Genomic DNA, 22,604 nt, shown 5'->3' with positions numbered 1-22,604 from the left:
CTCCATCTATTTTAGAATCCTTACAATACCAATCGCCGCATTGAATTCTATTGTGTTGGTTTGACTACAAAACGATTACGATACTGCTTAGGTGTGAGACCTGTATGTTTTCGGAATACCTTAATGAAATAACTCTGATCGTAAAAATTCAATAAGGGGTAAATTTCACTAAGTTGATAGTCTGAGAAAATAATGAGATTCTTCGCTTCTTCAATGCGCTGCTTCTGGATAAAAATCTTCAGAGCCTCTCCAGTCTCTTCCTTAAATTTACGGGAGAGATAGGAGGGGCTTATTTGAAGATGATTGGCAAGTACATCTAGATCGAGATCATCATAAAGGTGATTGAAAATGTATTCCTGACATAGCAGGATATCCTTGGAAAAGTGAGCGCGATGAACCTTCTCTACTCGTTCGGTAAAATCAACAAGAATGTCTTCGAGAAAAGTGTGGATGGATTCAATCCGAGGTACACCCTCAATTTGTTGTATATATGTATCGCTAAGGGTAAGAGCGACCTCCGAATACAACCCACCGTCAATAGCTGCCCGAGTTCCTATGGCAATAGCCGAAATAATGAGATTCTTTTTACTCCGAAGACTATCGTTCTTGGATAATATGCCGTACACCCCGTTAATCTCCATATGTTGTTTCAGGTAGAGCAACATCTTCTTCTTATTTCCTAGACGAACTTGTTCAAAAATTTTCCTCTCCGATAAATACGATTTATGATACAAGCCATTTTCTCGTTGTTCAAGCAATGAAAGATCAAGCACATCCTCCGTTTTGTTGTTGACCACATTCTGATTGTCTTCAATGACCTGCTCCAGATCTAACATTTCATTATGCAATAGGTAGTGAGCCAGTATAGCCGCACTGATTAACTGCCTGTGATCTACCGCTGATCCAGTTGTATCAAGTTGTTGATCGATCATATTGCTATCTAAGAATTTCTGAGAATTAGGCCATAAAATGAGGCGACCCTGCCCCTCCTTCGTGGAGATCGGCATGAGGATCAATTTATCCGCTTGCTTGTTAATGTAGACAAGATGAATTTTCTTGTAGAGAGGAATGGAGAGAAGGTGAACCACGAGCTCTCTAGATAGCTTTGTTTGGTTGGACTTAGAGGTGTGAGTGCTGGTAAAGCCATGTAGCAGTTCCGAACCATCCGTAATATAAAAAGTTGGGATACGGGTAGAGTCATAGATGGAATGGAAGATCCATTGAAGATGTGGGTCAGATATCATCAGTATAGCCCCCTCGTTAAATACGTGATTAATACCATTTATCACAAATTAATACCATAAATATATATAGAATTGATTTATATTTCAATTAGAAAAATAAAGCGCTTTCTAATATGGAGTACATAAGTATAAGCGAATTCTCAATTCTATGGGAATTAAACAATTAGCGAGGAATGAACGCTTACACTCACAACAATGAAAACGCTTAATTAGGGAGGGCACATATATGGCTGTTCACGAAGAAGTCGTAAGAAGGGTAACGGAAATCCATCCAGGTAAATCTAGCAAGACTCATAAAATTCCGTTGAAAGAAAAAGTTAGTTACGGTCTAGGGGATGTTGCTTCGAATCTCATTTATACTGTAATCACAACGTACCTCACCTTTTATTTTACTGATGTTTTTGGTCTGGGAGCTGCTGCTGTAGGTACGATGATGTTAATCGTGCGGTTTGTGGACATGATTGATAGTCCCATCTTCGGAGTTCTCATCGACCGAACCAATACCAAGTGGGGTAAATCAAGACCATGGATATTATGGTTCTGTATTCCATTTGCGTTATCTTCAGTGTTGTTGTTCATGGGGCCTGACCTGAGTCAATCAGGCAAACTGGTATATGCTTATATTTTCTATATTGCCTCTAGTGTTTTGTATGCAGCGGTCAATAATCCACTGACTACGATGTTATCTAGTATGAGTAGCGATGTTCAAGAGAGAACGGTCGCCAATACATTTCGTATGTTCGGTGGTCAGATCGGTGGTCTGATTGTGAACTTAAGCTTGCTGCCACTAGTCGCGTACTTTGGAGGAGGAGATCAGCAAAAAGGCTTCTTCTATACAATGACAATCTTTTCGGTTGTTGGTGTAATTATGTTTTTGATCACCTTCTTCAATACAAGAGAACGAGTACAGAGTGCTTCTGGGAATGAAGCTGTTCCGCTACGGGAAGGTTTGAAAGCGCTCAAAGGAAACAAACCTTGGGTCGTGGTTGCGCTGCTTGGATTAGTATTTTTCACAATGTATATTATCAAGCTATCTGCAGGGATCTATTATATTACGTACAATCTAGGGAGAAAGGATCTAGTGACGACGGTCAATACGCTTGGGATGATGACACTCATTGGCATACTATTAGTCCCGTTCTTAACCAAGTTTTTCAGTAAGCGTAAAGTTGTAATTACAGGAATTATCATTAATATTATCGGTCTGTTGATGATCTGGATTGGTGGTTCTGAGGTTAGCATGATCCTTGCAGGAACGGTCATTTCCGCAATTGGACTGGGACTTCCAGCGGGATTGTTATTCACTCTGATGGCGGATGCTGTAGACTATGGGGAGTGGAAATCAGGGGTACGTGCTCAGGGATTACTTGTATCTGCCTCAGGCATTGGGATCAAACTAGGATCAGGTCTAGGTGCAGCCATCCCAGCTTGGATGCTTGCTGCAGGAGGATATGTAGCAAACCAGACACAGACTGAATCTGCTCTGACAGCAATAACGATCAGTTATATTTGGTTACCTATAATTCTGAGTGCTCTTTCGATCTTGATTATGGCTTTCTTCAAATTCGAGAAACCGCATAATGAAATTATTGCTGAACTTGAATATCAAAGAGCACAGCAGCAATAACACAATCAGACAGTCTTGTTCACCAGTGAGTGATTGGGGACAAGACTATCTTTTCAAATCAACTTTTGGGCAAGGGGTAGGTAGGATGTATTTAGTATTGGATATAGGCGGAACGTTTGTGAAATATGCTTTGATGAGCTCTAGTGGGGATATCGTACATAAGGACAAGCAACCCACTAGGAGAACCGATCTTCAGGAACTGGAGGAAGTTCTATACTCTATCATTGATGGGCAAGAACTGAGTTCCCTCCAGGGCATCGCAATTAGTTGTCCAGGAACGATTGATGTGGAAACAGGCATTGTTTATCACGGCGGATTTTTTCCATTTTTGCATGAGGTCAATTTGGCGAAGCTTCTTGCAGATCGTTATAATATCACCGTTTCAATTGAAAACGATGGGAAATGTGCTGCACTTGCCGAATTATGGCTTGGAAGTGTAAAACACGCGAAAGACTCCATTGTGCTTGTGCTTGGTAGTGGAATCGGCGCAGGTATTATTGTAGACGGCAAGCTCCAACGAGGGGCGAATCTGTCTGCTGGGGAAGTTAGTTACATCATGAGTAAGATTGATCCTGTGACAAAAGAAGCTACGTATTTTGGTCTGGATTGTTCCGCAGTAGGAATGGTTCAGCAGATCGGTGAGAAGAAAGGGTTGCAAGATCCTGCCGATGGAGCAGCGGTATTTGAGTTTATCAACCAACAGGACCCGGAAGCTACGGAAATATTCAATCATTATTGTCTGAATGTAGCGGTGCAGATTATGAATTTGCAATATATTTTAGATCCGGAGCTGTTCGCCATTGGGGGTGGGATCAGTGCCCAGCCTGTTCTCTTGGAGCGTTTAGAGTGGGCGATTAATGAACTGAAACGAACTAATCCATTTCATAAGGCAAGTCCTAAGATTACGGCTTGTACGTTCAGGAACGATGCTAATCTGTATGGGGCACTTTACAATTTTTTGGACAGACAGGATACACGAATTCGTACCACTTCCCAAGCGTAGGCACATCTTCGTATAAGATCCTCCGTTTTCAGGCAACGTAAGCTAAGGAGGTGATACCCATATGCCGCACAACAAACCAGAGAAACGTCATAATCAGCAAAATAAAGACAGTATCCGCGAAGAGAGTATCGCTGTGCGTCCGGAGAAAGCAGCCAAACGTGTACCAAGTTTAAACGGGATACCCAAAGAGGAGTCTTAGATAGGCAGTAAAATTCAGTTCCCTTTCCCGCGTTGAACATGTGCCAGTCTTAGGATTATAATGGAGGCAGGGAGATGTCCCGGGATAGGGGGACTGCTTAATATATGCAAACCGGACTTATCTTGTGGTTTATATTTATTAACGTAGTAGGATATCTGGTGATGTCCGATGACAAAAGGCGTGCACAGCAACGTCGAGATCGTACACCTGAACGTACATTGTTTTTGCTTGCATTCATCGGTGGTGCGCTTGGAGTCTGGATCGCCATGTATCGCAAAAGGCACAAAACGAAGCATCCGAGCTTCACGATCGGTATTCCTCTGCTTTTGTTTCTGAATGCAGTAATGTATGGTTACTTTCTCCAGTAATGGTTTGAGATGAACTGCACTGGATCAAACTTTTTCTAGCTAATTATTCTTAGATCGTAGTATACAAGTTCGATCCATCTCACAGGAGTTGATATGTAAATTCATTCTTATGAATGGTTCATCTTAGCTCTGGAACGTTTAAAGAATGACATGGAGTACAAGGTTTTAATGTGCGTTAGGATATTACCCCGAGGCTTGCTTCGGATGTTATACATATAAAGGAAGGGACGGGATTTACATGTTATTTTCCAAAATCTTAGTAGCTTATGACGGCTCCAAAGCTTCAAATAAAGCACTTGATCGCGCGATTGAATTCGCCAAAGTATCACCAGATGCAGTACTGGATGTTATTCATGCATTTGATTTCCCGCGTGTATTTATCGGCGAGGGATTGGCGCCACTGCCACCTTCTCTCAACAATGACTATTACAATCTTGCAGTACAAACAACGGATGAAGCCAAAGAGCGAATTCAGGCTGCTGGAGTAACGGCTAATGTGGATCTGATCCAAGGAGCTGCTGCTGAAGTGTTGCTTGATTTTGCAAAAGAAAATGGCTCAGACATCATTATTATTGGTAGCCGTGGGCTGGGTGGAATTCGGGAGTTTGTTCTGGGCAGTGTCAGCCATAATGTAGTACAGCATGCTCAGATTCCAGTACTTATTGTTAAATAGTGTAGAAGTGTACAGCACTTCAAAGGAAAAGCCGGTAGTCTTCGAGAGATTGAAGAGGAGCCGGCTTTCTTTTATGGAATGAAATGGTTAGTAGAATACTGTGATATGGGTAATTCCCGAACATTATATTTGTCAATATGTTAAATGTTCGTCTTTAAGTTGACATTCGCTGTAGGGGATTGTTAAAATGTTAGATGTGTCGATCAGGTGAGAATAAGGTCGAGTAGGAACGAATGCTGTTGAATATTTTATTAGATTATAAACGAAGTTTGCAAAAGACTGAACCTAGAATTTTGCAATATAGAGATTTGCTCGTATAACGCCGGGAATAGGCCCGGAAGTATCTACCCGGGAACCGTAAATTTCCGGACTACGAGGAGATACGGCTGAGAGTCGCATGGAATTAAAGTGCGGACAGCAAGCCCCTTTTGGCATGCCCAAATGCGGGATACGTATTTCTTGGAGTCCGGTGTCCGGAGAAAATGTATGTTTTCGCGGGTAGCGGATTTTTTTGTTCCATGAGCATGAGGGTGGAACCAAAAAGGAATGCTGGAACGTGACATTATCCAAAAAGCTCAGACGGGAGTTGAATGTATTCATGTCAGTGCAAGTTGCTGTAATTATGGGCAGTAAGTCAGATTGGGAAACGATGAAGCATGCGTGTGAGGTGCTTGATGAGTTAGAAATCGGCTATGAGAAAAAAGTGGTATCCGCTCATCGTACACCAGATTTGATGTTTGAGTATGCAGAGCAAGCCATTGATCGAGGATTCAAGGTCATCATTGCGGGTGCAGGCGGGGCGGCACATCTACCTGGCATGGTAGCAGCCAAAACGATGTTGCCAGTGATCGGCGTGCCTGTGCAGTCTAAAGCATTAAATGGTCTCGATTCCCTCTTGTCCATTGTTCAGATGCCTGGCGGAATACCTGTTGCTACCGTTGCCATTGGTAAAGCAGGAGCGACGAATGCAGGGTTACTCGCTGCTCAGTTCATCGGTGCTTTTGATGAGGAAGTTCGGAACCGTGCGGAAGCTCGTAGAGAACGAATTAAACGTGAAGTGTTAGAAAGCAGTGATGAGTTATGATGATGCCTAATAAGCAGTCAGAGGCGACTAGCGAAGCCAAACGTGTACTGCTTCCTGGACGGACAACGATTGGTATTCTGGGAGGTGGCCAGCTCGGACGTATGTTAACGTTGTCTGGAACGGCGATGGGGTATCGGTTTGTAACGCTTGATCCTGTCGCTGATGCACCTTGTGGACAAGTTGCCCGTCAGATTGAAGCGGGTTATGACGACGAAGCTGCTGCTAGGAAATTGGCGGAGCAATGCGACGTAATCACGTACGAGTTTGAAAATGTGGATGCTGGCGTTGCCGCTCTTCTGGAGCGTGAATCCTACGTGCCTCAGGGAAGTACATTACTTTATACTACGCAGCATCGTCTACGTGAAAAGCGGGCCATTGAAGCGGCGGGTGTGCGCGTTGCCCCTTATCGGGAAATTACCAACTTGGATACAATGCAAGCGGCTGTTCGAGAACTAGGTGTCCCATGTGTGCTGAAGACGGTAACCGGTGGGTATGATGGCAAAGGCCAGCGCGTTATTCGCGAGGTTAGCCAAGCGGTTGAAGCTTACGAAGAGCTTGCCTCCACAGGTGCGGAATTGGTGCTGGAGCAGTTCATTAAGTTTGATTGCGAGATATCGGTAGTTGTTGCGCGTAGTACACAAGGGGAGATCAAGACCTTCCCGGTAGCCGAGAATATTCATGTGAACAACATTCTGCATACATCCATTGTTCCAGCAAGGGTACCAACGGAGATTCAGCTGGAGGCACAGAGATTGGCGGCAGCCGTTGCAGAATCGATGCAGGCAGTTGGTTTGCTCGCGGTTGAGCTGTTTGTAGCAGCGGATGGAAGACTTTATGTGAATGAGCTAGCTCCAAGACCACATAATTCGGGGCATTATACGATGGAAGCTTGTGCGACTTCACAGTTTGAACAGCATATTCGTGCCATTTGTGGATTGCCGCTTGGAGACACAACACTGTTAAGTCCTGTGGTTATGGTCAATGTGCTTGGTGAGCACCTGGAAGGGGTCATCGATCGGATGGGTCAATCAGACACAGAAGCGATGGAACTCGGGGTTATTCCCAAGCTTCATATATATGGTAAAACTGAAGCGAAAACAGGAAGAAAGATGGGGCATGTCAATCTGCTCTGTCAGGATGTCGAAGAAGGATTGCAATGGATTGAACAAACTAATCTCTGGAGGAATATAAATTCATGATCGAACGTTATAGCAGACCCGAAATGAGAGCCATCTGGACGGAAGAGAACAAATTCAAGTCATGGCTGGAAGTTGAAATTTGTGCATGTGAAGCGTGGGCAGAGCTTGGAGTCATCCCGAAAGAAGAAGCAGCATTGCTTCGTCAGAACGCATCTTTTGACATCGATCGCATCTATGAGATTGAACAGGAAACACGTCATGACGTTATCGCATTTACACGTACAGTATCCGAAAGTCTGGGCGCGGAGCGGAAATGGGTTCACTACGGACTGACTTCTACAGATGTAGTAGATACGGCATTGGGATATGTCCTTCGTCAAGCCAATGAGATTCTGGAACGCGATATCGTGAACTTCATTGAAATTCTGCGTGAGAAAGCACTAGCATATCAGCACACACCAATGATGGGGCGTACACATGGGGTACATGCGGAACCAACGACGTTTGGTTTGAAAATGGCATTGTGGCATGAAGAGATGAAGCGTAACTTGGAGCGTTTCCGTCATGCAGCAGACAATGTGCAGTTCGGCAAAATCTCCGGTGCAGTTGGAACGTACGCGAACATCGATCCATTCGTAGAAGAGTTTGTCTGCGAGAAGCTAGGCACGAAACCGGCACCAATCTCCACACAAACATTGCAGCGTGACCGTCATGCGGAGTATATGGCTACATTGGCACTGATCGCAACTTCCTTGGACAAGTTCGCTACAGAAGTGCGTGCACTGCAAAAGAGTGAGTTCCGTGAAGTAGAAGAGGCTTTCGCTAAAGGTCAAAAGGGATCTTCTGCAATGCCGCATAAACGCAATCCAATCGGTAGTGAAAACATCTCAGGTTTGTCCCGCGTCATTCGCGGACATATGGTATCTGCATATGAGAACGTAACGCTCTGGCATGAGCGCGATATCTCACACTCTTCCGTTGAACGCGTAATCTTGCCGGATGCAACAATGTTGCTGAACTACATGCTGAACCGCTTCGGTAATATCGTGAAAAACTTGACGGTGTTCCCTGAGAACATGAAACGCAACATGGAGCGCACCTTCGGCGTACCGTTCTCGGGCCGCGTTATGACGAAGCTGATCGACAAAGGCTTCAGCCGTGAGCAAGCGTACGATACAGTTCAACCACGTGCGATGCAAGCATGGGAAGAGCAAAGACAGTTCCAAGACATCGTGAAGTCTACACCTGAAATTACAGAAGTGCTGAGCGAGGAAGAAATCGCAGATGCATTCAACCCATCATGGCACCTGAAGCATGTGGATACGATCTTCAAAAAGCTTGGTTTAAACGACTAATACTCCCAATAAGGCTAGAAAGCAAAATGATGGGTCTGCAAGGAACGTAGAGGACAGAAATAAGCTGAAGAAGCAAAGCGTTCGCCTGAAAGCTTTCTGAAAGAAAGCTGCATCGGAAGCATAAGCTATTCCCGGATTTTCACTTTGAAAAAGTGGAACCAAAAAATCTGGGAATAACAGCGATCGGAAGATTGTTCTGTCAGCGGAGTGAAGTATGGACCATGGGAATTTTCGTTTATAGCCTTATATCTCCTGAAAGAAGGTGAGCCAACATGGCGTTGTCCACTGCGGCGGATCTCGTTAAAGCTCCTTTGTTATATAAAGGAAAAGTACGTGAATTGTACGATCTGGGTGAACATTTTTTGATCGTAGTTACAGACCGAATTTCCGCCTTTGACTATGTGTTAGAACCTGCGGTTCCTGAAAAGGGTAATGTGCTCAATAAGCTGAGTAGTTACTGGTTTGAGCTAACGGGCGATATGATGAACAATCACGTCGTTCATACAGATGTGAACCGATTGGGTGACATTGTAACTGAACCTAATCTGCTCAAAGATCGCATCATGGTTACCCGCAAAGCGGAGCGTATCGATATCGAATGCGTCGTACGTGGATATATCACCGGGGGCGGTTGGAGACAATATGAGAAAAGCGGTGAGGTCAACGGTATTACACTGCCGGAAGGACTTCGCAAAAACGCGAAACTCGATTCTCCCATTTTCACGCCAGCAGCCAAAAACGACGTTGGACATGACGAAGACATTCCAATGGATCGTATGAAGGAACTGGTTGGAGACGCGCTGGCCATCGAGCTTCAGGAAAAAAGCCTGCGCTTGTACGAATTCGCACGTGATTACTGTGATCAGCGAGGTATCATCTTAGCAGATTGCAAGTTCGAGTTCGGTATGGTGGATGGCAAAGTCATTTTGATCGACGAAATCTTTACGCCAGATGCTTCCCGCTTCTGGGCTAAAGAAAACTATGCGCTTGATATCGAAATCGATAGCATGGACAAAGAACCGGTTCGTACGTATCTTGCTGGTACGGATTGGGATAAAAACAGCCGGCCAGATCCATTACCTGGGCAGGTTGTGGAGGCGACAACTGCAAGATACGTCGATATCTATAATCGTTTAACGAAAGAGGTTTGAGGCAAGCTACGGGAAAGTTTGGCTTTCGATCGCTGTTGCCCCCGGAATGATTGGATTGGAATCCTTTTTTCAAAAGGAAACATTCCGGTTGCAAAGGCGAACGTTCCACTTCTCCAGCTCAAATCTTTCCCTCCGCCAGTCTCAAACTGGGGAGAGGTAGTATTAAATAAGGCTTCCTCAGATATGGAAGCCTGTAAAGAACAGAACATTCAGTTAATGTTACACATGTTATCTGTAACATTAAAGAACCGCTTATATGTAAACGTAGTGGTTAAGATCTCAACCACTACCCACCGTGCAACGTAAAAGGTTTAGGCCTTTCAAAAAAAGCGCCGTAGGATCAGGCGGAGGGGCGGAATTGTTCGTAAAGGAGCGAAGCGTTCGCCTTTGTCCCCGGGTTTTGACCGCCGAGCGGGCTAAACAAATCAAGAAAACCTGGGGACAACAGCGACCTGCAGAACAATCTGCCCCGGAGCCCACCACCCAAGGCCAATCATTTTTTTAACAGCATAAAGCATTTATCCCGTTCATTACTGAGGAGGAACATAAGGATCATGATTAAAGCAACCGTATATGTCACTATTAAGCAAAGCGTACTCGACCCGCAAGGCGTAGCAGTTCAAGGAGCCCTTCATTCGATGGGATTCAATGAAGTTGAAAGTGTACGGATTGGTAAAGTCATGGAACTGAACTTGGAAACGACAGATCGTGTAGAAGCGGAGAAACGATTGAAAGTGATGTGTGAGAAGCTGCTCGCGAACACCGTTGTTGAAGATTACCGCTACGAATTGGAGGGTTAATCTCATGAAATTTGCAGTTCTTGTGTTCCCTGGCTCCAACTGCGACATCGACTGTTACAAAGCAGTAGAAGACGCGATTGGACAAGAGGTTGATTATGTATGGCACACGGCTACAGATCTATCGGCTTATGATTGCATTCTGGTTCCGGGTGGTTTCTCGTATGGTGACTACCTGCGTTGCGGCGCCATTTCCCGTTTCGCACCTGTAATGAACGAGGTAGCTAAAGCTGCTGAAGAAGGTAAATATATTCTGGGCATTTGTAACGGATTCCAGATCCTGACCGAAGCTGGTTTGCTTCCAGGTGCATTGATCCGTAACACATCCCTGAAATTCCGTTGTCATGATACCGTATTAAAAGTAGCCAATGCAGATACACCATTTACACGTGACTATACGCAAGGTGAAGAGATTATTATTCCAATTGCACACGGTGAAGGAAACTATTATTGCGATGATGCGACACTTGCAAGCTTGCAAGCGAACAACCAGATCGTATTTACGTATGGCAGCAATCCGAATGGTTCCCTTGGCGATATCGCGGGAATCAGCAATATCGGCGGAAACGTGGTCGGCATGATGCCGCATCCAGAGCGCGCAGTAGATTCATTGCTCGGCTCAGAAGACGGCAAACGTATGTTTACATCTATTTTGAAAGCATGGAGGGATAAGCATGACGCAGCAGCTATCCGCTAAGGAACCGACAGCAGAACAGGTCGCAGAACATAAACTTTACGCCCAAATGGGTGTGTCGGACAGTGAATATGAGCTGATCTGTGAATTCATGGGACGTAAGCCAAACTACACAGAGATTGGTGTCTTCAGTGTAATGTGGTCTGAACACTGTGCATACAAAAATTCCAAACCACTCTTGCGTCGCTTCCCAACAAGTGGCCCGCGTGTCCTGATGGGACCGGGTGAAGGTGCGGGTATCGTCGATATCGGGGATAACCAAGCCGTTGTTTTCAAAATTGAAAGCCATAACCACCCTTCCGCGGTTGAGCCTTACCAAGGCGCAGCGACAGGTGTTGGCGGCATTATCCGTGATATTTTCTCCATGGGTGCTAGACCTGTGGCATTGCTGAACTCCCTACGTTTCGGCAAGCTGGAGAGCGATCGCGTTAAATATTTGTTCGAGCATGTCGTAGCTGGTATTGCGGGATATGGTAACTGTATCGGTATTCCTACGGTTGCGGGTGAAGTCATGTTTGACGAGAGCTACGAAGGTAACCCATTGGTTAATGCAATGTGTGTGGGTCTGATTGATCACGATAAAATTCAGCGCGGTGTAGCTAAAGGTGTAGGTAACCCGGTGTATTATGTTGGACCGCCAACAGGCCGTGATGGAATTCACGGAGCAACCTTTGCTTCGGTTGAATTGACTGAAGAATCCGAATCCCAACGTACAGCGGTTCAAGTCGGTGATCCATTCATGGAGAAACTGGTTATGGAATCCTGTCTGGAATTGATCGATACAGGCATCGTGCTGGGTATTCAGGATATGGGCGCTGCGGGCTTAACATGTTCAAGTGCGGAGATGGCAAGTAAAGCAGGCAATGGTCTCGAATTGTATCTGGATCAGGTGCCACAGCGTGAAGAAGGTATGACCCCTTACGAAATGATGCTGTCTGAGTCTCAGGAGCGTATGTTGTTCGTGGTTGAGCCGAAGGATGAAGCACAGGCGATGGAAATCTTCGAACGCTGGGGTGTTATCTGTGCCAAGGTTGGTAAAGTTACGGATGATGGCCGTCTGAAACTGATTCACCATGGCGAAGTGGTTGGAGATATGCCAGTAACGGCACTGGTTGACGAATGTCCGGTGTATGATAAGCCATCTTCTGTACCTGCGTACTATGAAGCTAGTGCTTCCATCGACACGCTTCGTTACGACGAAGTGTCGGATCTCGGTGGCGCGTTGAAACAAGTGCTCGCTTCGCCAACGGTGGCAAGTAAGAAGTGGGTTTATGATCAATACGATTACATGGTACGTACAAGCACAGCCGTTCGTCCGGGTTCAGATGCAGCGGTGGTAACGATTCGTGGAACACGCAAAGGTCTCGCGATGACAACGGATTGCAACGGACGTTATGTATATCTTGATCCAGAAGTGGGCGGAAGAATTGCGGTAAGTGAAGCTGCGCGTAACATTGTATGTTCTGGTGCAGAGCCACTCGCGATTACGGACAACCTGAACTTCGGTAACCCGGAGAAACCGGATATTTTCTGGCAGATGGAAAAAGCGGTTGACGGTATGGCTGAAGCTTGTCGCGTATTGGATACACCAGTCATCGGCGGTAACGTAAGTTTGTACAATGAAAACGCCAAAGGCTCCATCTACCCAACACCAGTTGTTGGTATGGTAGGTCTCGTTCATGATACGGATCATATCACGACACAAGCATTCAAATCCGAAGGAGATGTCATCATCCTCCTCGGTGACACGAAAGCTGAACTGGGCGGCAGCGAGCTGCAATACGCCGTTCATGGTCAGACCGAAGGACGCCCGCCAGAGCTGAACTTGCAAACGGAAAAAACGTTGCTCAGCACCGTGCTCGAAGCAATTCAATCTGGACTTGTTCGTTCGGCACATGACTTGTCCGAGGGTGGTCTGGCGGTTGCACTGGCTGAGTCCTGCATTAGCGGTAAAGTAGGCGCACAAGTGAACGTGGAGACTACACTGCGCGGCGATCATGCACTCTTCAGTGAGAGCCAGTCCCGTATTTTGCTATCGGCTTCGCCGGAGCAAGCAGGTAAGCTTGAAGCATTTGTACGTGAACGTGGTGTTCCTGTAGCTGTGATCGGACGTGTAGAAGGTAGCAACTTGACTATTGAACTGAACGGAACATCGGCCGTGAACGAACCTGTAGGAGGTTTAACTCAGGTCTGGGAGGATGCGATTCCATGTCTCATGAACTGATGACAGGACCGTTGTGGACAGGCGATTATTATAATGAAGGGTCCGGTAAGGAAGGGCTCGACAAATTGAAAGAAGAATGCGGCGTTTTTGGGGTGTTCAGACACCCTGAGGCCGCTTCGTTATCCTATTATGGTTTGCATGCTTTGCAACATCGGGGCGAAGAAAGTGCGGGCATGTGTGTAAGCGATGGCAATCAGTTTAACTACCATCGGGGTATGGGTCTGGTGAAGGAAGTATTCACGAAGGATCTGATGCAGACATTGACCGGGGATATCTCAATCGGACATGTTCGATACTCAACTAGCGGTGATAGCAAGCTGACCAATGCACAGCCACTGGTATTCAAATATCGTGACGGTGATCTGGCCGTTGCGACCAACGGTAATATCGTTAACGCACCAACGATCCGCCGTGAACTAGAACAGAGCGGTTCAATCTTCCAGACGACAAGTGATACAGAAGTTATCGCCCATCTGATTGCACGTTCTCCTAAAGGTCTGGTTGAAGCGGCGAAAGACGCATTTAAGCGGATCGTTGGGGGTTATGCGTTTTTGATCATGACGAATGATAAATTGCTCGTTGCTTCTGATCCGCATGGCTTACGTCCGTTGACGATGGGGAAATTGGGAGATGCGTATCTATTTGCTTCCGAAACCTGTGCGCTCGAAACGATTGGTGCTGAATTAATACGTGATATTGAGCCGGGTGAGCTGCTTGTACTGGATGCAGATGGACTGCATGAAGATCGATTTGATCATCATAAACATCGTAAAGCGCTGTGTGCGATGGAATATATTTATTTTGCTCGTCCCGACAGTGACATGAATGGTGCGAACCAACATGCTGCACGTAAACGGATGGGAAGCCGTATGGCGATTGAAGCATTTGTAGATGCGGACTTGGTTACGGGGGTACCAGATTCCAGTATCTCTGCGGCAATTGGATACGCTGAACAGACGGGGATTCCATATGAGATGGGTATGATCAAAAATAAATACACAGGTCGCACATTTATCCAACCGAGCCAGGAGCTGCGGGAGCAAGGTGTAAAAATGAAACTTAGTGCCGTGCGTCGTGTCGTTGAAGGCAAACGTGTAGTTATGATCGACGATTCCATTGTGCGTGGTACAACATCCCGCCGAATCGTTAATATGCTGCGTGATGCAGGAGCTACCGAGGTTCATGTGCGCATTACATCACCGCCTTTCAAAAATCCATGTTTCTATGGCATAGATACACCGGATAGTCGCGAATTGATCGCCTCACAGCTGTCGGTGGAAGAGATTTGTCGTGAAATCAACGCGGATTCTCTCGCTTTCCTTAGTCCAGACGGATTGATTACTTCTATTCAGGGAGATAATCAGAATGATTACAAAGGTGGACTATGCCTAGCGTGCTTCGATAACGATTATCCGACTGAGCTCGACTTCAATGGCGAAGAAAAATTCGGATGTAGCTGTTAATCAGAGCATATGAGAAAAAGTTATAGCGAAGGCGATATTTTTCTGATTCCGATGCATGATGGGCGTGTTGCTGTGTGTCAGATTGTATGTGCGCTGAAAGGCCGATTCAAAAAGACATTTTCGTTCGGCGTGATGAGCGTTCAACATGACGAGACCGTGAGTTTGAAGGATGGCGAGTTCCTTGCCTATTCTTTCGGGGAGCGTAAGAGCATCGTAATTTTCACATCACCGGCACATCTCAAAGATGGAACATGGAGAATCATCGGTAACATACCGCTTACTTCTGCGAAGAAGGAACTACAGATATTTCAGTGTGCGGGACATTTGTACAATGGAGATGAGTATATCCGTAATCTCTCACCGGCAGAATACAGTCAGTATATTACGCTCGGCGTGGCAGGGTTTGAGTTAGTACAGAACCATCTATTAGAGATGGAATGATAAATACGATTCTTGGAATGAAATATAGAACCAGATGAAGGGTGCGATGGTAGTGTCAGAAGCATACAAAAACGCCGGCGTCGATATCGCGGCAGGCAACGAAGCGGTAGAACGGATGAAAAAGCATGTAAAACGTACCTTCCGTCCGGAAGTCATGACAGACCTGGGTGGATTCGGCGCTCTGTTCGGCTTGAACAAGGATAAGTATGATGAGCCTGTACTTGTTTCCGGTACAGACGGTGTAGGAACGAAGCTGAAAATCGCGTTTGCTATGGATCGCCACGATACGATTGGAATTGACGCGGTAGCCATGTGTGTGAATGATATTGTCGTACAGGGCGCTGAGCCATTGTTTTTCCTAGACTATCTGGCATGTGATAAAGTCATTCCGGAGAAGATTGAAGCGATTGTTGCGGGGATTGCAGAAGGCTGTCATCAGTCCGGCTGTGCGCTGATTGGTGGCGAAACGGCTGAAATGCCGGGGATGTACAGTGAAGGTGAGTACGATATTGCCGGATTTACCGTAGGTATTGTGGATAAAGCAAAAATCATTAACGGGACAACCATCGCTCCTGGCGATACGGTGATTGGACTTGCATCCAGTGGTGTACACAGTAACGGCTTCTCCTTGGTACGTAAGTTGCTGTTGGAGCACGCTGGACTGAGTTTGCAGGACGAAGTGCAGGAACTCGGTGGTAAGCTGGGCGATGCGCTGTTGGAGCCTACGAAGATTTATGTGAAGCCATTGTTGTCCTTGCTGGATAACGTAAAGGTAAAAGGTATGGCTCACATCACCGGTGGTGGATTCATTGAGAATATTCCTCGGATGATGCCTAGCAACGTAAATGTGGATATTGACTACGGCTCTTGGCCAATTCTGCCGATCTTCAACCTGTTACAGGAAAAAGGTAATGTCACTAACCGTGATATGTTCACAACATTTAACATGGGGATCGGTCTTGTGCTGGTTGTTAATGAAGCTGATGCCGCGGAAGCTCTGCAACAACTGAAATCATCTGGTGAAGAAGCGTACATCATTGGCCGTGTTACCGAAGGAGATGCGCGAGTAACCTTCACAGGAGCGGATGTTTAATGACGAACTACCGAATTGCTGTATTTGCCTCGGGTGAAGGGAGTAACTTTCAGTCATTGGTCGATGCAGTGCGGAACGGGGGGCTGAATGCATCCGTTGAGTTGTTGGTATGTGACAAACCTGCTGCACGTGTCGTGCAGCGGGCACAGGATGCTGGCGTGGATTGCCATCTCTTCACTCCGAAGAATTATGAGTCACGAGAAGCCTACGAGAAAGAGATCGTTGAAGTGTTAGAAGCGAAAAATATAGATCTGGTCGTGCTTGCCGGATATATGCGTTTGCTCACTTCAGTCGTGGTGGATCGGTATGCAGGACGATTGATTAATATCCATCCCTCTCTTCTTCCAGCGTTTCCTGGCAAAGATGCTGTCGGACAAGCATTAGAATACGGTGTGAAGATTACAGGTGTGACTGTTCATTTTGTGGATGGAGGTATGGATACAGGGCCTATTATTGCTCAGCATCCAGTACCGGTTTTGCTCGGGGATACGGCGGAAACCATCAGCAAATCTATTCACGCTGCCGAACAGCAGCTATACCCTGAAGTTGTCTCTTGGTTTGCTCAGGGTCTGATCCAATTAAACGGACGCCACGTCACCGTTAACAAACCGGTTTGATATAAGTTGCCTCTTTTTACACGTTAACGGAGAGGACAGAAAAAACCTGGAAAAGCGAAGCGCTCGCCTAAAAGCTTTCTGCAATAAAGCTACATCGGAAGAATACGCTTATCACCGGATTTTTCCCTTGAGAAAAGGGAATCAAAAAAATCTGGGGATAACCGCTACTCTCAAGGTTGTTCTGTCATCGGAGTGTTCCGTGTAAACACCATGGTTCAACATATATAACAGAAGTCGAATATTGGTACGCATTTTGTGATATTTCTCGGGAAATAAATCGGCTGTGTTTCGTCATGAAACGCGAAGCTATGGGACATTAAAGGAGGAGCATATTGTGAGTATCAAAAGAGCGCTGGTCAGCGTATCGGATAAAACAGGCATCGTGGACTTTTGCCGCGAGCTGTCGCAAATGGGTGTAGAAATTATTTCGACAGGGGGCACAAGCAGCCTATTGTCGAAGGAAGGCGTACCTGTTATCGGAATCTCGGATGTAACTGGATTCCCGGAAATTATGGATGGACGTGTCAAAACATTGCATCCCGCTGTTCATAGTGGATTGCTTGCTGTTCGTGATAACGAAGAGCATACACGTCAGATGGAAGAACTCGGCTTAGGTTACATCGACTTGGTTGTTGTTAATTTGTATCCATTCCAGGAGACAATTGCAAAACCGGATGTGGCGTATGAAGATGCCATCGAGAACATCGATATTGGTGGTCCAACTATGCTCCGCTCGGCAGCCAAAAACCATGCTTTTGTCAGTGTTGTTGTAGACGCTGCTGACTACAGCCAAGTGCTGGAGGAAGTACGTAACAGTGGTGATACTACGCTGGAAACACGCAAACGGCTTGCGGCAAAAGTTTTCCGCCATACGGCGGCTTATGATGCACTTATCTCTGATTATCTGTCCAATGTGAATGGTGACCCACTGCCAGAGCGTTTGACCGTTACTTACGAAAAGCTCCAGGATTTGCGTTATGGCGAAAATCCACATCAACAGGCGGCATTCTACCGCAAACCACTTGCTGCTCAGGATACATTAACGACAGCCGAGCAATTGCATGGTAAAGAATTGTCCTACAATAACATCAATGATGCCAACGCAGCATTGCAGATCGTGAAAGAATTCGAAGAGCCTGCTGTAGTCGCAGTAAAACATATGAATCCTTGCGGCGTAGGTGTCGGCGAGAGTATCTATGAAGCTTATGGCAAAGCATATGCAGCAGATCCAACCTCGATCTTTGGCGGGATTGTTGCAGCTAACCGCATTATTGATAGTGATACTGCGGCGAAATTGAGTGAGATTTTCCTTGAGATTGTACTCGCTCCTGACTTCACACAAGAAGCACTTGAAATCTTAACGAAGAAGAAAAATATTCGTTTGCTCAAAACGGGTGAATTGAGTGCGGCTCGTAATCGTGAGAGTCAGTTCGTGGTGACATCTATCGATGGTGGTATGATTGTACAACAATCGGATGTACATTCCATTGAAGCTAGCGAATTGAACGTGGTGACAGATCGTGCACCTTCCGAAGAAGAGCTGAAACAACTGCTGTTTGGCTGGAAAGTGGTTAAACATGTGAAATCTAATGCGATTGTACTCGCGGCAAATGACATGACTGTAGGTGTTGGCGCTGGACAGATGAATCGTGTCGGTGCAGCCAAAATTGCAATTGAGCAGGCTGGCGAGCAAGCTAAGGGAGCAATCTTAGCATCCGATGCATTCTTCCCAATGGGAGACACCCTTGAACTGGCTGCCAAAGCAGGCATTACGGCTGTGATTCAACCTGGCGGTTCCATTAAAGACGAAGAGTCGATCAAAGTAGCAAATGAGTATGGCATTGCTATGGTGTTCACAGGCGTTCGTCATTTCAAACACTAAGACTACACAGTAATACCAACCACGATGAACAAGCGAATTCGCTTGTTCATCCTCATTTTGGGAGAAGAATCGATAGAGGTAAATGGATCAGTGTATATAATGTAGTTGAAATAATTATATAACGAACATCATTCATGAGGGGGAAACGAAGCGATGGATATTCTGGTAGTTGGCGGCGGTGGCCGTGAGCATGCGATCATCTGGGCATTGGCGAAGAGCCCAAAGGTAGATAAAATTCACTGTGCTCCGGGAAATGCAGGTATTGCACAGCTAGCCGAATGTCACCCAATCGGGGTGCATGAATTCGATAAACTAACCGCGCTGGCTGTAGAGCTAAAGGTTGGTCTGGTTGTCATTGGACCAGATGATCCACTTGCAGATGGTATTGTTGATGCATTTGACGACACACGTATTCCAGTGTTTGGTCCACGTCGAAATGCAGCCGAGATTGAGGGTAGCAAAACATTTATGAAGGATCTGCTTCATAAATACAACATTCCAACTGCAGCCTACGAGAAGTTCGATAACTATGAACAAGCACAGACTTATCTGAATGCGCAATCCATTCCTGTGGTAATCAAAGCGGATGGGCTTGCGGCAGGTAAAGGTGTAACGGTAGCTTACTCACGGGAAGAAGCAGATCAGGCGCTGCGCAGCATTATGGTGGACAAGGTATTTGGAGAGGCCGGTGCCAAGGTCATTATCGAAGAATTCCTCGCGGGTCAGGAAATGTCCATTCTCGCCTTTGTCGATGGGGAAACGGTTCGTCCAATGGCTGCAGCTCAGGATCATAAGCCTGTATTCGATAACGATCAGGGGCCTAATACTGGGGGGATGGGTACATATTCACCATTGCCACACATTGATTCTTCTATTATTGAAGAAGCGGTCGAGACAATTATCAAACCAACGGCGAAAGCGATGGTATCTGAAGGACGTCCATTCCAGGGTGTTTTGTTTGCTGGGCTGATGATCTCTCCTGATGGTAAACCTAAAACGATCGAATTCAATGCTCGTTTTGGTGATCCAGAGACACAGGTTGTGTTGCCTCGTCTGAAGTCAGATCTGTTCGACATTTTCTGGGCAACGGTTCATGGTAAGTTGGCTGAGATTGAAATTGATTGGAGCGATGAAGCTGCTGTATGTGTCGTACTCGCTTCCGGTGGTTATCCAGGTCCATATGCTAAGGGTGTACGGATTGAAGGGTTGGATGAAGCCAAGGATGCTATTGTGTTCCATGCAGGAACAGCACGCAATGAATCAGGTGAATGGGTAACGAATGGGGGACGGATCTTGGGTGTTGTTGGTCTGGGTGCTGACATTAGTGAGGCCAGAGACCAAGCATACGCGCAAGCGGAGTTCATTCGTTTTGAGGGTAAACATCAACGGTCTGATATAGCTGCCAAGGCATTGGTTTAATAGAACAAGGAATATTAAAGGCTCGTAGGAAATACGCTGATAGCAAAGTGTATGCATCCTCCGAGCCTTTTGTTGCGTATACTGATTATATGAAACCGAAGAGTAGTTTTAGTTTTATCCCAGAAGTGCAAGACTGCTGCATATCATTCACGCCACTTAAATAGCACAAAAAGATGGTGTTTAGGGAATAAATACGTAGTGTAGTAATTGTATAAATAAACAATTAGATGGATGGATCTTCATACATATAGACTATTCTGTGAACAATACATATGGTTAAGTACTCCAAACCATAACGTGCAACTGGATGGTTGGGAGCAGAACGTGGTATACTTTTCTGAAACAGGAATGAACAAGAAGGGAGGTGGATATCTATTGGGAAGGCGATATTGTAAACTGTCCAAATGGAGAATTAAGGTGGAGTAAATCGGGGAAACAGTTAACAGCATGAGGGGTAACCCTGTTTGGATTGAGAAGGTTTCTAGCATGATTGCTGCATCCTTAGTTCCTGTTTTAACAACTTACAAAGCCAAGGTTGACCTATGTAAGTTCATCATTATCGATTTTATATACGTTTTACGCTTCAAGTTTAGTTGGAAGTAAACAATGTTAACAACGATCAGCCGTTATGGAATTAACAAGGTTAATGGATAACGCTGTAACTATTTCTGGAGGTGAATCCCTGAGAATCGGGGAAATCATTGGACATAATCACCATTATTAATTTAGCATTACTAGTTATCTTGATTGCATTAACTGCATTTTTCGTTGCATCCGAGTTCGCAGTTGTTAAGATTCGTACGTCACGAGTAGATCAACTGATCTTGGAAGGAAATAAAAAGGCTGTTCTTGCTAAAAAAGTCGTATCCGATTTGGATTATTATTTATCGGCCTGTCAGCTTGGTATTACCGTTACGGCTCTGGGGCTTGGTGCCTTGGGTAAACCAACGGTGGAGAGACTGTTATATCCGGTATTCGAATATTTGAGCATTTCGGCTGCCGTATCTTCGGTTGCTTCCTATGCAATCGCCTTTATTCTAGTCACTTTCCTTCACGTTGTTGTGGGTGAAATGGCACCCAAAACACTCGCAATTCAATTTTCGGAAAGATTGACGTTGCTGCTCTCACCGTCGCTGTATTGGTTCGGTAAGATTATGTATCCTTTCATCTGGGCGCTGAATGGCACATCGCGTGTGATCCTTCGCGGATTCGGCGTGAAGCCAGCAGGTCACGAACAGGCTTATTCGGAAGATGAGATCAAGATAATTATGAGTCAAAGCTATGAAGGCGACGAGACGAATCGAACTAAGCTTTCTTATATGGAAAATGTCTTTGTGTTCGATGAGCGCGTAGCTAAAGATATTATGGTACCGAGAACAGAATTGGTTACACTGGATCAGGAGATGGTCTACGATGAGATCATTCCGATTCTAGATGAGCACAACTACTCGCGTTATCCTGTCGTCGAAGAGGGCGATAAAGACCGTATTGTGGGCATGGTCAATGTGAAGAAGATTTTGCCTGACATGGTTACTCGCAGAGAATATCAACTCTCGCATTTTGTTCGTGAGATTCCTTTCGTTTCGGAAATTACCCGTATCCAGGATGCGATGATCAAGATGCAGCAAGAACGAGTGCATATGGCTGTAGTCGTGGATGAATATGGGGGTACGTCGGGAATCCTGACGATGGAGGATATTCTAGAGGAGCTTGTTGGTGAAATTCGTGACGAATTCGATGCCGACGAAGTGGCAGATATCCAAGAGACGGGTGAGAACCAGTATCTCATTAACGGTCGTGTCCTATTAGACGAACTGGAGAGACAGTTTGGTTTGAATTTTGAGGGTAATGAAGAGATGGATACCGTTGCAGGCTGGATTCAGTTCCAAAAGGGAGTTCGCGTTGACAACGGAGATACCGTTGAGCACGGTGATTATGTCTGGACGGTCGTTGAAACCGATAATTACCAGATCAAGCAGGTACTACTGGAGCGTACTAACGGGGCAGAAGTTGAAGTTCCGACCAGCAGTGTATCTGATTAAGGCCATTTTAAAGTGAATGCTTGAATGATGGAGTTCAACACATGAAATATAATTTACTTGGAGGTGAATCCCTCATCTGAGGGAAATCA

General features: G+C 45.7%; 20 protein-coding genes and 1 riboswitch. Of the genes, 19 read left to right on the top strand and 1 reads right to left on the bottom strand.

What is annotated here, in order from left to right:
* Positions 1-47 precede the first annotated feature (47 nt).
* Positions 48-1,244 carry a helix-turn-helix domain-containing protein gene (locus tag MH215_RS13505; protein ID WP_239290776.1) on the bottom strand — a complete coding sequence of 399 codons (1,197 nt, stop codon included), beginning with the start codon at positions 1,242-1,244 and terminating at the stop codon, positions 48-50.
* A 226-nt stretch (positions 1,245-1,470) separates the two neighbouring features.
* Here MH215_RS13505 and MH215_RS13500 point away from each other — a divergent pair, with 226 nt between their 5' ends.
* The 19 genes from MH215_RS13500 (at position 1,471) to MH215_RS13410 (ending at position 22,515) form a co-directional block, all read left to right on the top strand.
* The gene (locus tag MH215_RS13500) at positions 1,471-2,871 is read left to right on the top strand and encodes a glycoside-pentoside-hexuronide (GPH):cation symporter (RefSeq protein ID WP_239290774.1); all 1,401 of its coding nucleotides are present in this window, start codon (positions 1,471-1,473) and stop codon (positions 2,869-2,871) included.
* An 85-nt stretch (positions 2,872-2,956) separates the two neighbouring features.
* On the top strand, positions 2,957-3,874 hold the full coding sequence (locus MH215_RS13495) for an ROK family protein (protein ID WP_239290772.1): 918 nt from the start codon (positions 2,957-2,959) through the stop codon (positions 3,872-3,874).
* A gap of 61 nt (positions 3,875-3,935) precedes the next feature.
* A complete protein-coding gene (locus MH215_RS13490) occupies positions 3,936-4,073 on the top strand; it encodes a hypothetical protein (RefSeq protein ID WP_239290771.1) in 138 nt (45 codons plus the stop codon).
* Between the two features lie 104 nt (positions 4,074-4,177).
* Positions 4,178-4,441 (top strand): DUF1294 domain-containing protein, encoded by a 264-nt coding sequence (locus MH215_RS13485; RefSeq protein WP_056693006.1) that lies wholly within the window; start codon positions 4,178-4,180, stop codon positions 4,439-4,441.
* A 238-nt stretch (positions 4,442-4,679) separates the two neighbouring features.
* Positions 4,680-5,114, top strand: coding sequence for a universal stress protein (locus MH215_RS13480; RefSeq protein WP_239290770.1), 435 nt, complete (start codon positions 4,680-4,682; stop codon positions 5,112-5,114).
* Between the two features lie 292 nt (positions 5,115-5,406).
* Positions 5,407-5,507, top strand: a riboswitch (purine riboswitch).
* 205 nt (positions 5,508-5,712) lie between these two features.
* The gene (gene purE / locus MH215_RS13475; RefSeq protein ID WP_056693037.1) at positions 5,713-6,198 is read left to right on the top strand and encodes a 5-(carboxyamino)imidazole ribonucleotide mutase; all 486 of its coding nucleotides are present in this window, start codon (positions 5,713-5,715) and stop codon (positions 6,196-6,198) included.
* On the top strand, positions 6,198-7,397 hold the full coding sequence (purK, locus tag MH215_RS13470; RefSeq protein WP_481857436.1) for a 5-(carboxyamino)imidazole ribonucleotide synthase: 1,200 nt from the start codon (positions 6,198-6,200) through the stop codon (positions 7,395-7,397). Before purE ends, purK begins: the two co-directional genes overlap by 1 nt.
* A complete protein-coding gene (gene purB / locus MH215_RS13465; RefSeq protein ID WP_056693002.1) occupies positions 7,394-8,692 on the top strand; it encodes an adenylosuccinate lyase in 1,299 nt (432 codons plus the stop codon). Before purK ends, purB begins: the two co-directional genes overlap by 4 nt.
* A 272-nt stretch (positions 8,693-8,964) precedes the next feature.
* A complete protein-coding gene (locus tag MH215_RS13460; protein ID WP_239290769.1) occupies positions 8,965-9,843 on the top strand; it encodes a phosphoribosylaminoimidazolesuccinocarboxamide synthase in 879 nt (292 codons plus the stop codon).
* Between the two features lie 554 nt (positions 9,844-10,397).
* A complete protein-coding gene (gene purS / locus MH215_RS13455) occupies positions 10,398-10,643 on the top strand; it encodes a phosphoribosylformylglycinamidine synthase subunit PurS (protein ID WP_239290768.1) in 246 nt (81 codons plus the stop codon).
* Positions 10,644-10,647: 4 nt separating this feature from the next.
* Entirely contained in the window at positions 10,648-11,337 is a 690-nt protein-coding gene (purQ, locus tag MH215_RS13450; protein WP_056692994.1) for a phosphoribosylformylglycinamidine synthase subunit PurQ, read from the top strand.
* A complete protein-coding gene (gene purL / locus MH215_RS13445; RefSeq protein WP_239290767.1) occupies positions 11,315-13,558 on the top strand; it encodes a phosphoribosylformylglycinamidine synthase subunit PurL in 2,244 nt (747 codons plus the stop codon). Before purQ ends, purL begins: the two co-directional genes overlap by 23 nt.
* On the top strand, positions 13,543-15,021 hold the full coding sequence (gene purF, locus MH215_RS13440) for an amidophosphoribosyltransferase (protein WP_239290766.1): 1,479 nt from the start codon (positions 13,543-13,545) through the stop codon (positions 15,019-15,021). Before purL ends, purF begins: the two co-directional genes overlap by 16 nt.
* A gap of 9 nt (positions 15,022-15,030) precedes the next feature.
* The gene (locus MH215_RS13435) at positions 15,031-15,462 is read left to right on the top strand and encodes an immunity 26/phosphotriesterase HocA family protein (protein ID WP_239290765.1); all 432 of its coding nucleotides are present in this window, start codon (positions 15,031-15,033) and stop codon (positions 15,460-15,462) included.
* A 52-nt stretch (positions 15,463-15,514) separates the two neighbouring features.
* Positions 15,515-16,555: a phosphoribosylformylglycinamidine cyclo-ligase gene (gene purM / locus MH215_RS13430; protein WP_239290763.1), complete on the top strand. Its 1,041-nt coding sequence runs from the start codon at positions 15,515-15,517 to the stop codon at positions 16,553-16,555.
* Positions 16,555-17,172, top strand: coding sequence for a phosphoribosylglycinamide formyltransferase (gene purN, locus MH215_RS13425; RefSeq protein WP_239290761.1), 618 nt, complete (start codon positions 16,555-16,557; stop codon positions 17,170-17,172). The genes purM and purN overlap by 1 nt, the downstream gene beginning before the upstream one ends.
* A gap of 334 nt (positions 17,173-17,506) precedes the next feature.
* On the top strand, positions 17,507-19,054 hold the full coding sequence (gene purH, locus MH215_RS13420; protein WP_239290759.1) for a bifunctional phosphoribosylaminoimidazolecarboxamide formyltransferase/IMP cyclohydrolase: 1,548 nt from the start codon (positions 17,507-17,509) through the stop codon (positions 19,052-19,054).
* A gap of 153 nt (positions 19,055-19,207) precedes the next feature.
* Positions 19,208-20,473, top strand: a complete 1,266-nt coding sequence (purD, locus tag MH215_RS13415; RefSeq protein ID WP_239290758.1) for a phosphoribosylamine--glycine ligase — start codon at positions 19,208-19,210, stop codon at positions 20,471-20,473.
* 701 nt (positions 20,474-21,174) lie between these two features.
* On the top strand, positions 21,175-22,515 hold the full coding sequence (locus MH215_RS13410; RefSeq protein ID WP_239290756.1) for a hemolysin family protein: 1,341 nt from the start codon (positions 21,175-21,177) through the stop codon (positions 22,513-22,515).
* The last annotated feature ends 89 nt before the right edge of the window (positions 22,516-22,604 follow it).

It is taken from the genome of Paenibacillus sp. ACRSA, from assembly GCF_022346845.1.
Lineage (GTDB): Bacteria > Bacillota > Bacilli > Paenibacillales > Paenibacillaceae > Paenibacillus.
Note: the sequence above shows the minus strand (reverse complement) of the source record. Positions and strands in the feature narration are given on the sequence as shown.

Coding starts and splice junctions, on each gene's coding strand:
- MH215_RS13505 (WP_239290776.1), bottom strand. CDS start 1,244: ATGATATCTGACCCACATCTTCAATGGATCTTCCATTCCATCTATGAC.
- MH215_RS13500 (WP_239290774.1), top strand. CDS start 1,471: ATGGCTGTTCACGAAGAAGTCGTAAGAAGGGTAACGGAAATCCATCCA.
- MH215_RS13495 (WP_239290772.1), top strand. CDS start 2,957: ATGTATTTAGTATTGGATATAGGCGGAACGTTTGTGAAATATGCTTTG.
- MH215_RS13490 (WP_239290771.1), top strand. CDS start 3,936: ATGCCGCACAACAAACCAGAGAAACGTCATAATCAGCAAAATAAAGAC.
- MH215_RS13485 (WP_056693006.1), top strand. CDS start 4,178: ATGCAAACCGGACTTATCTTGTGGTTTATATTTATTAACGTAGTAGGA.
- MH215_RS13480 (WP_239290770.1), top strand. CDS start 4,680: ATGTTATTTTCCAAAATCTTAGTAGCTTATGACGGCTCCAAAGCTTCA.
- purE (WP_056693037.1), top strand. CDS start 5,713: ATGTCAGTGCAAGTTGCTGTAATTATGGGCAGTAAGTCAGATTGGGAA.
- purK (WP_481857436.1), top strand. CDS start 6,198: ATGATGCCTAATAAGCAGTCAGAGGCGACTAGCGAAGCCAAACGTGTA.
- purB (WP_056693002.1), top strand. CDS start 7,394: ATGATCGAACGTTATAGCAGACCCGAAATGAGAGCCATCTGGACGGAA.
- MH215_RS13460 (WP_239290769.1), top strand. CDS start 8,965: ATGGCGTTGTCCACTGCGGCGGATCTCGTTAAAGCTCCTTTGTTATAT.
- purS (WP_239290768.1), top strand. CDS start 10,398: ATGATTAAAGCAACCGTATATGTCACTATTAAGCAAAGCGTACTCGAC.
- purQ (WP_056692994.1), top strand. CDS start 10,648: ATGAAATTTGCAGTTCTTGTGTTCCCTGGCTCCAACTGCGACATCGAC.
- purL (WP_239290767.1), top strand. CDS start 11,315: ATGACGCAGCAGCTATCCGCTAAGGAACCGACAGCAGAACAGGTCGCA.
- purF (WP_239290766.1), top strand. CDS start 13,543: ATGTCTCATGAACTGATGACAGGACCGTTGTGGACAGGCGATTATTAT.
- MH215_RS13435 (WP_239290765.1), top strand. CDS start 15,031: ATGAGAAAAAGTTATAGCGAAGGCGATATTTTTCTGATTCCGATGCAT.
- purN (WP_239290761.1), top strand. CDS start 16,555: ATGACGAACTACCGAATTGCTGTATTTGCCTCGGGTGAAGGGAGTAAC.
- purD (WP_239290758.1), top strand. CDS start 19,208: ATGGATATTCTGGTAGTTGGCGGCGGTGGCCGTGAGCATGCGATCATC.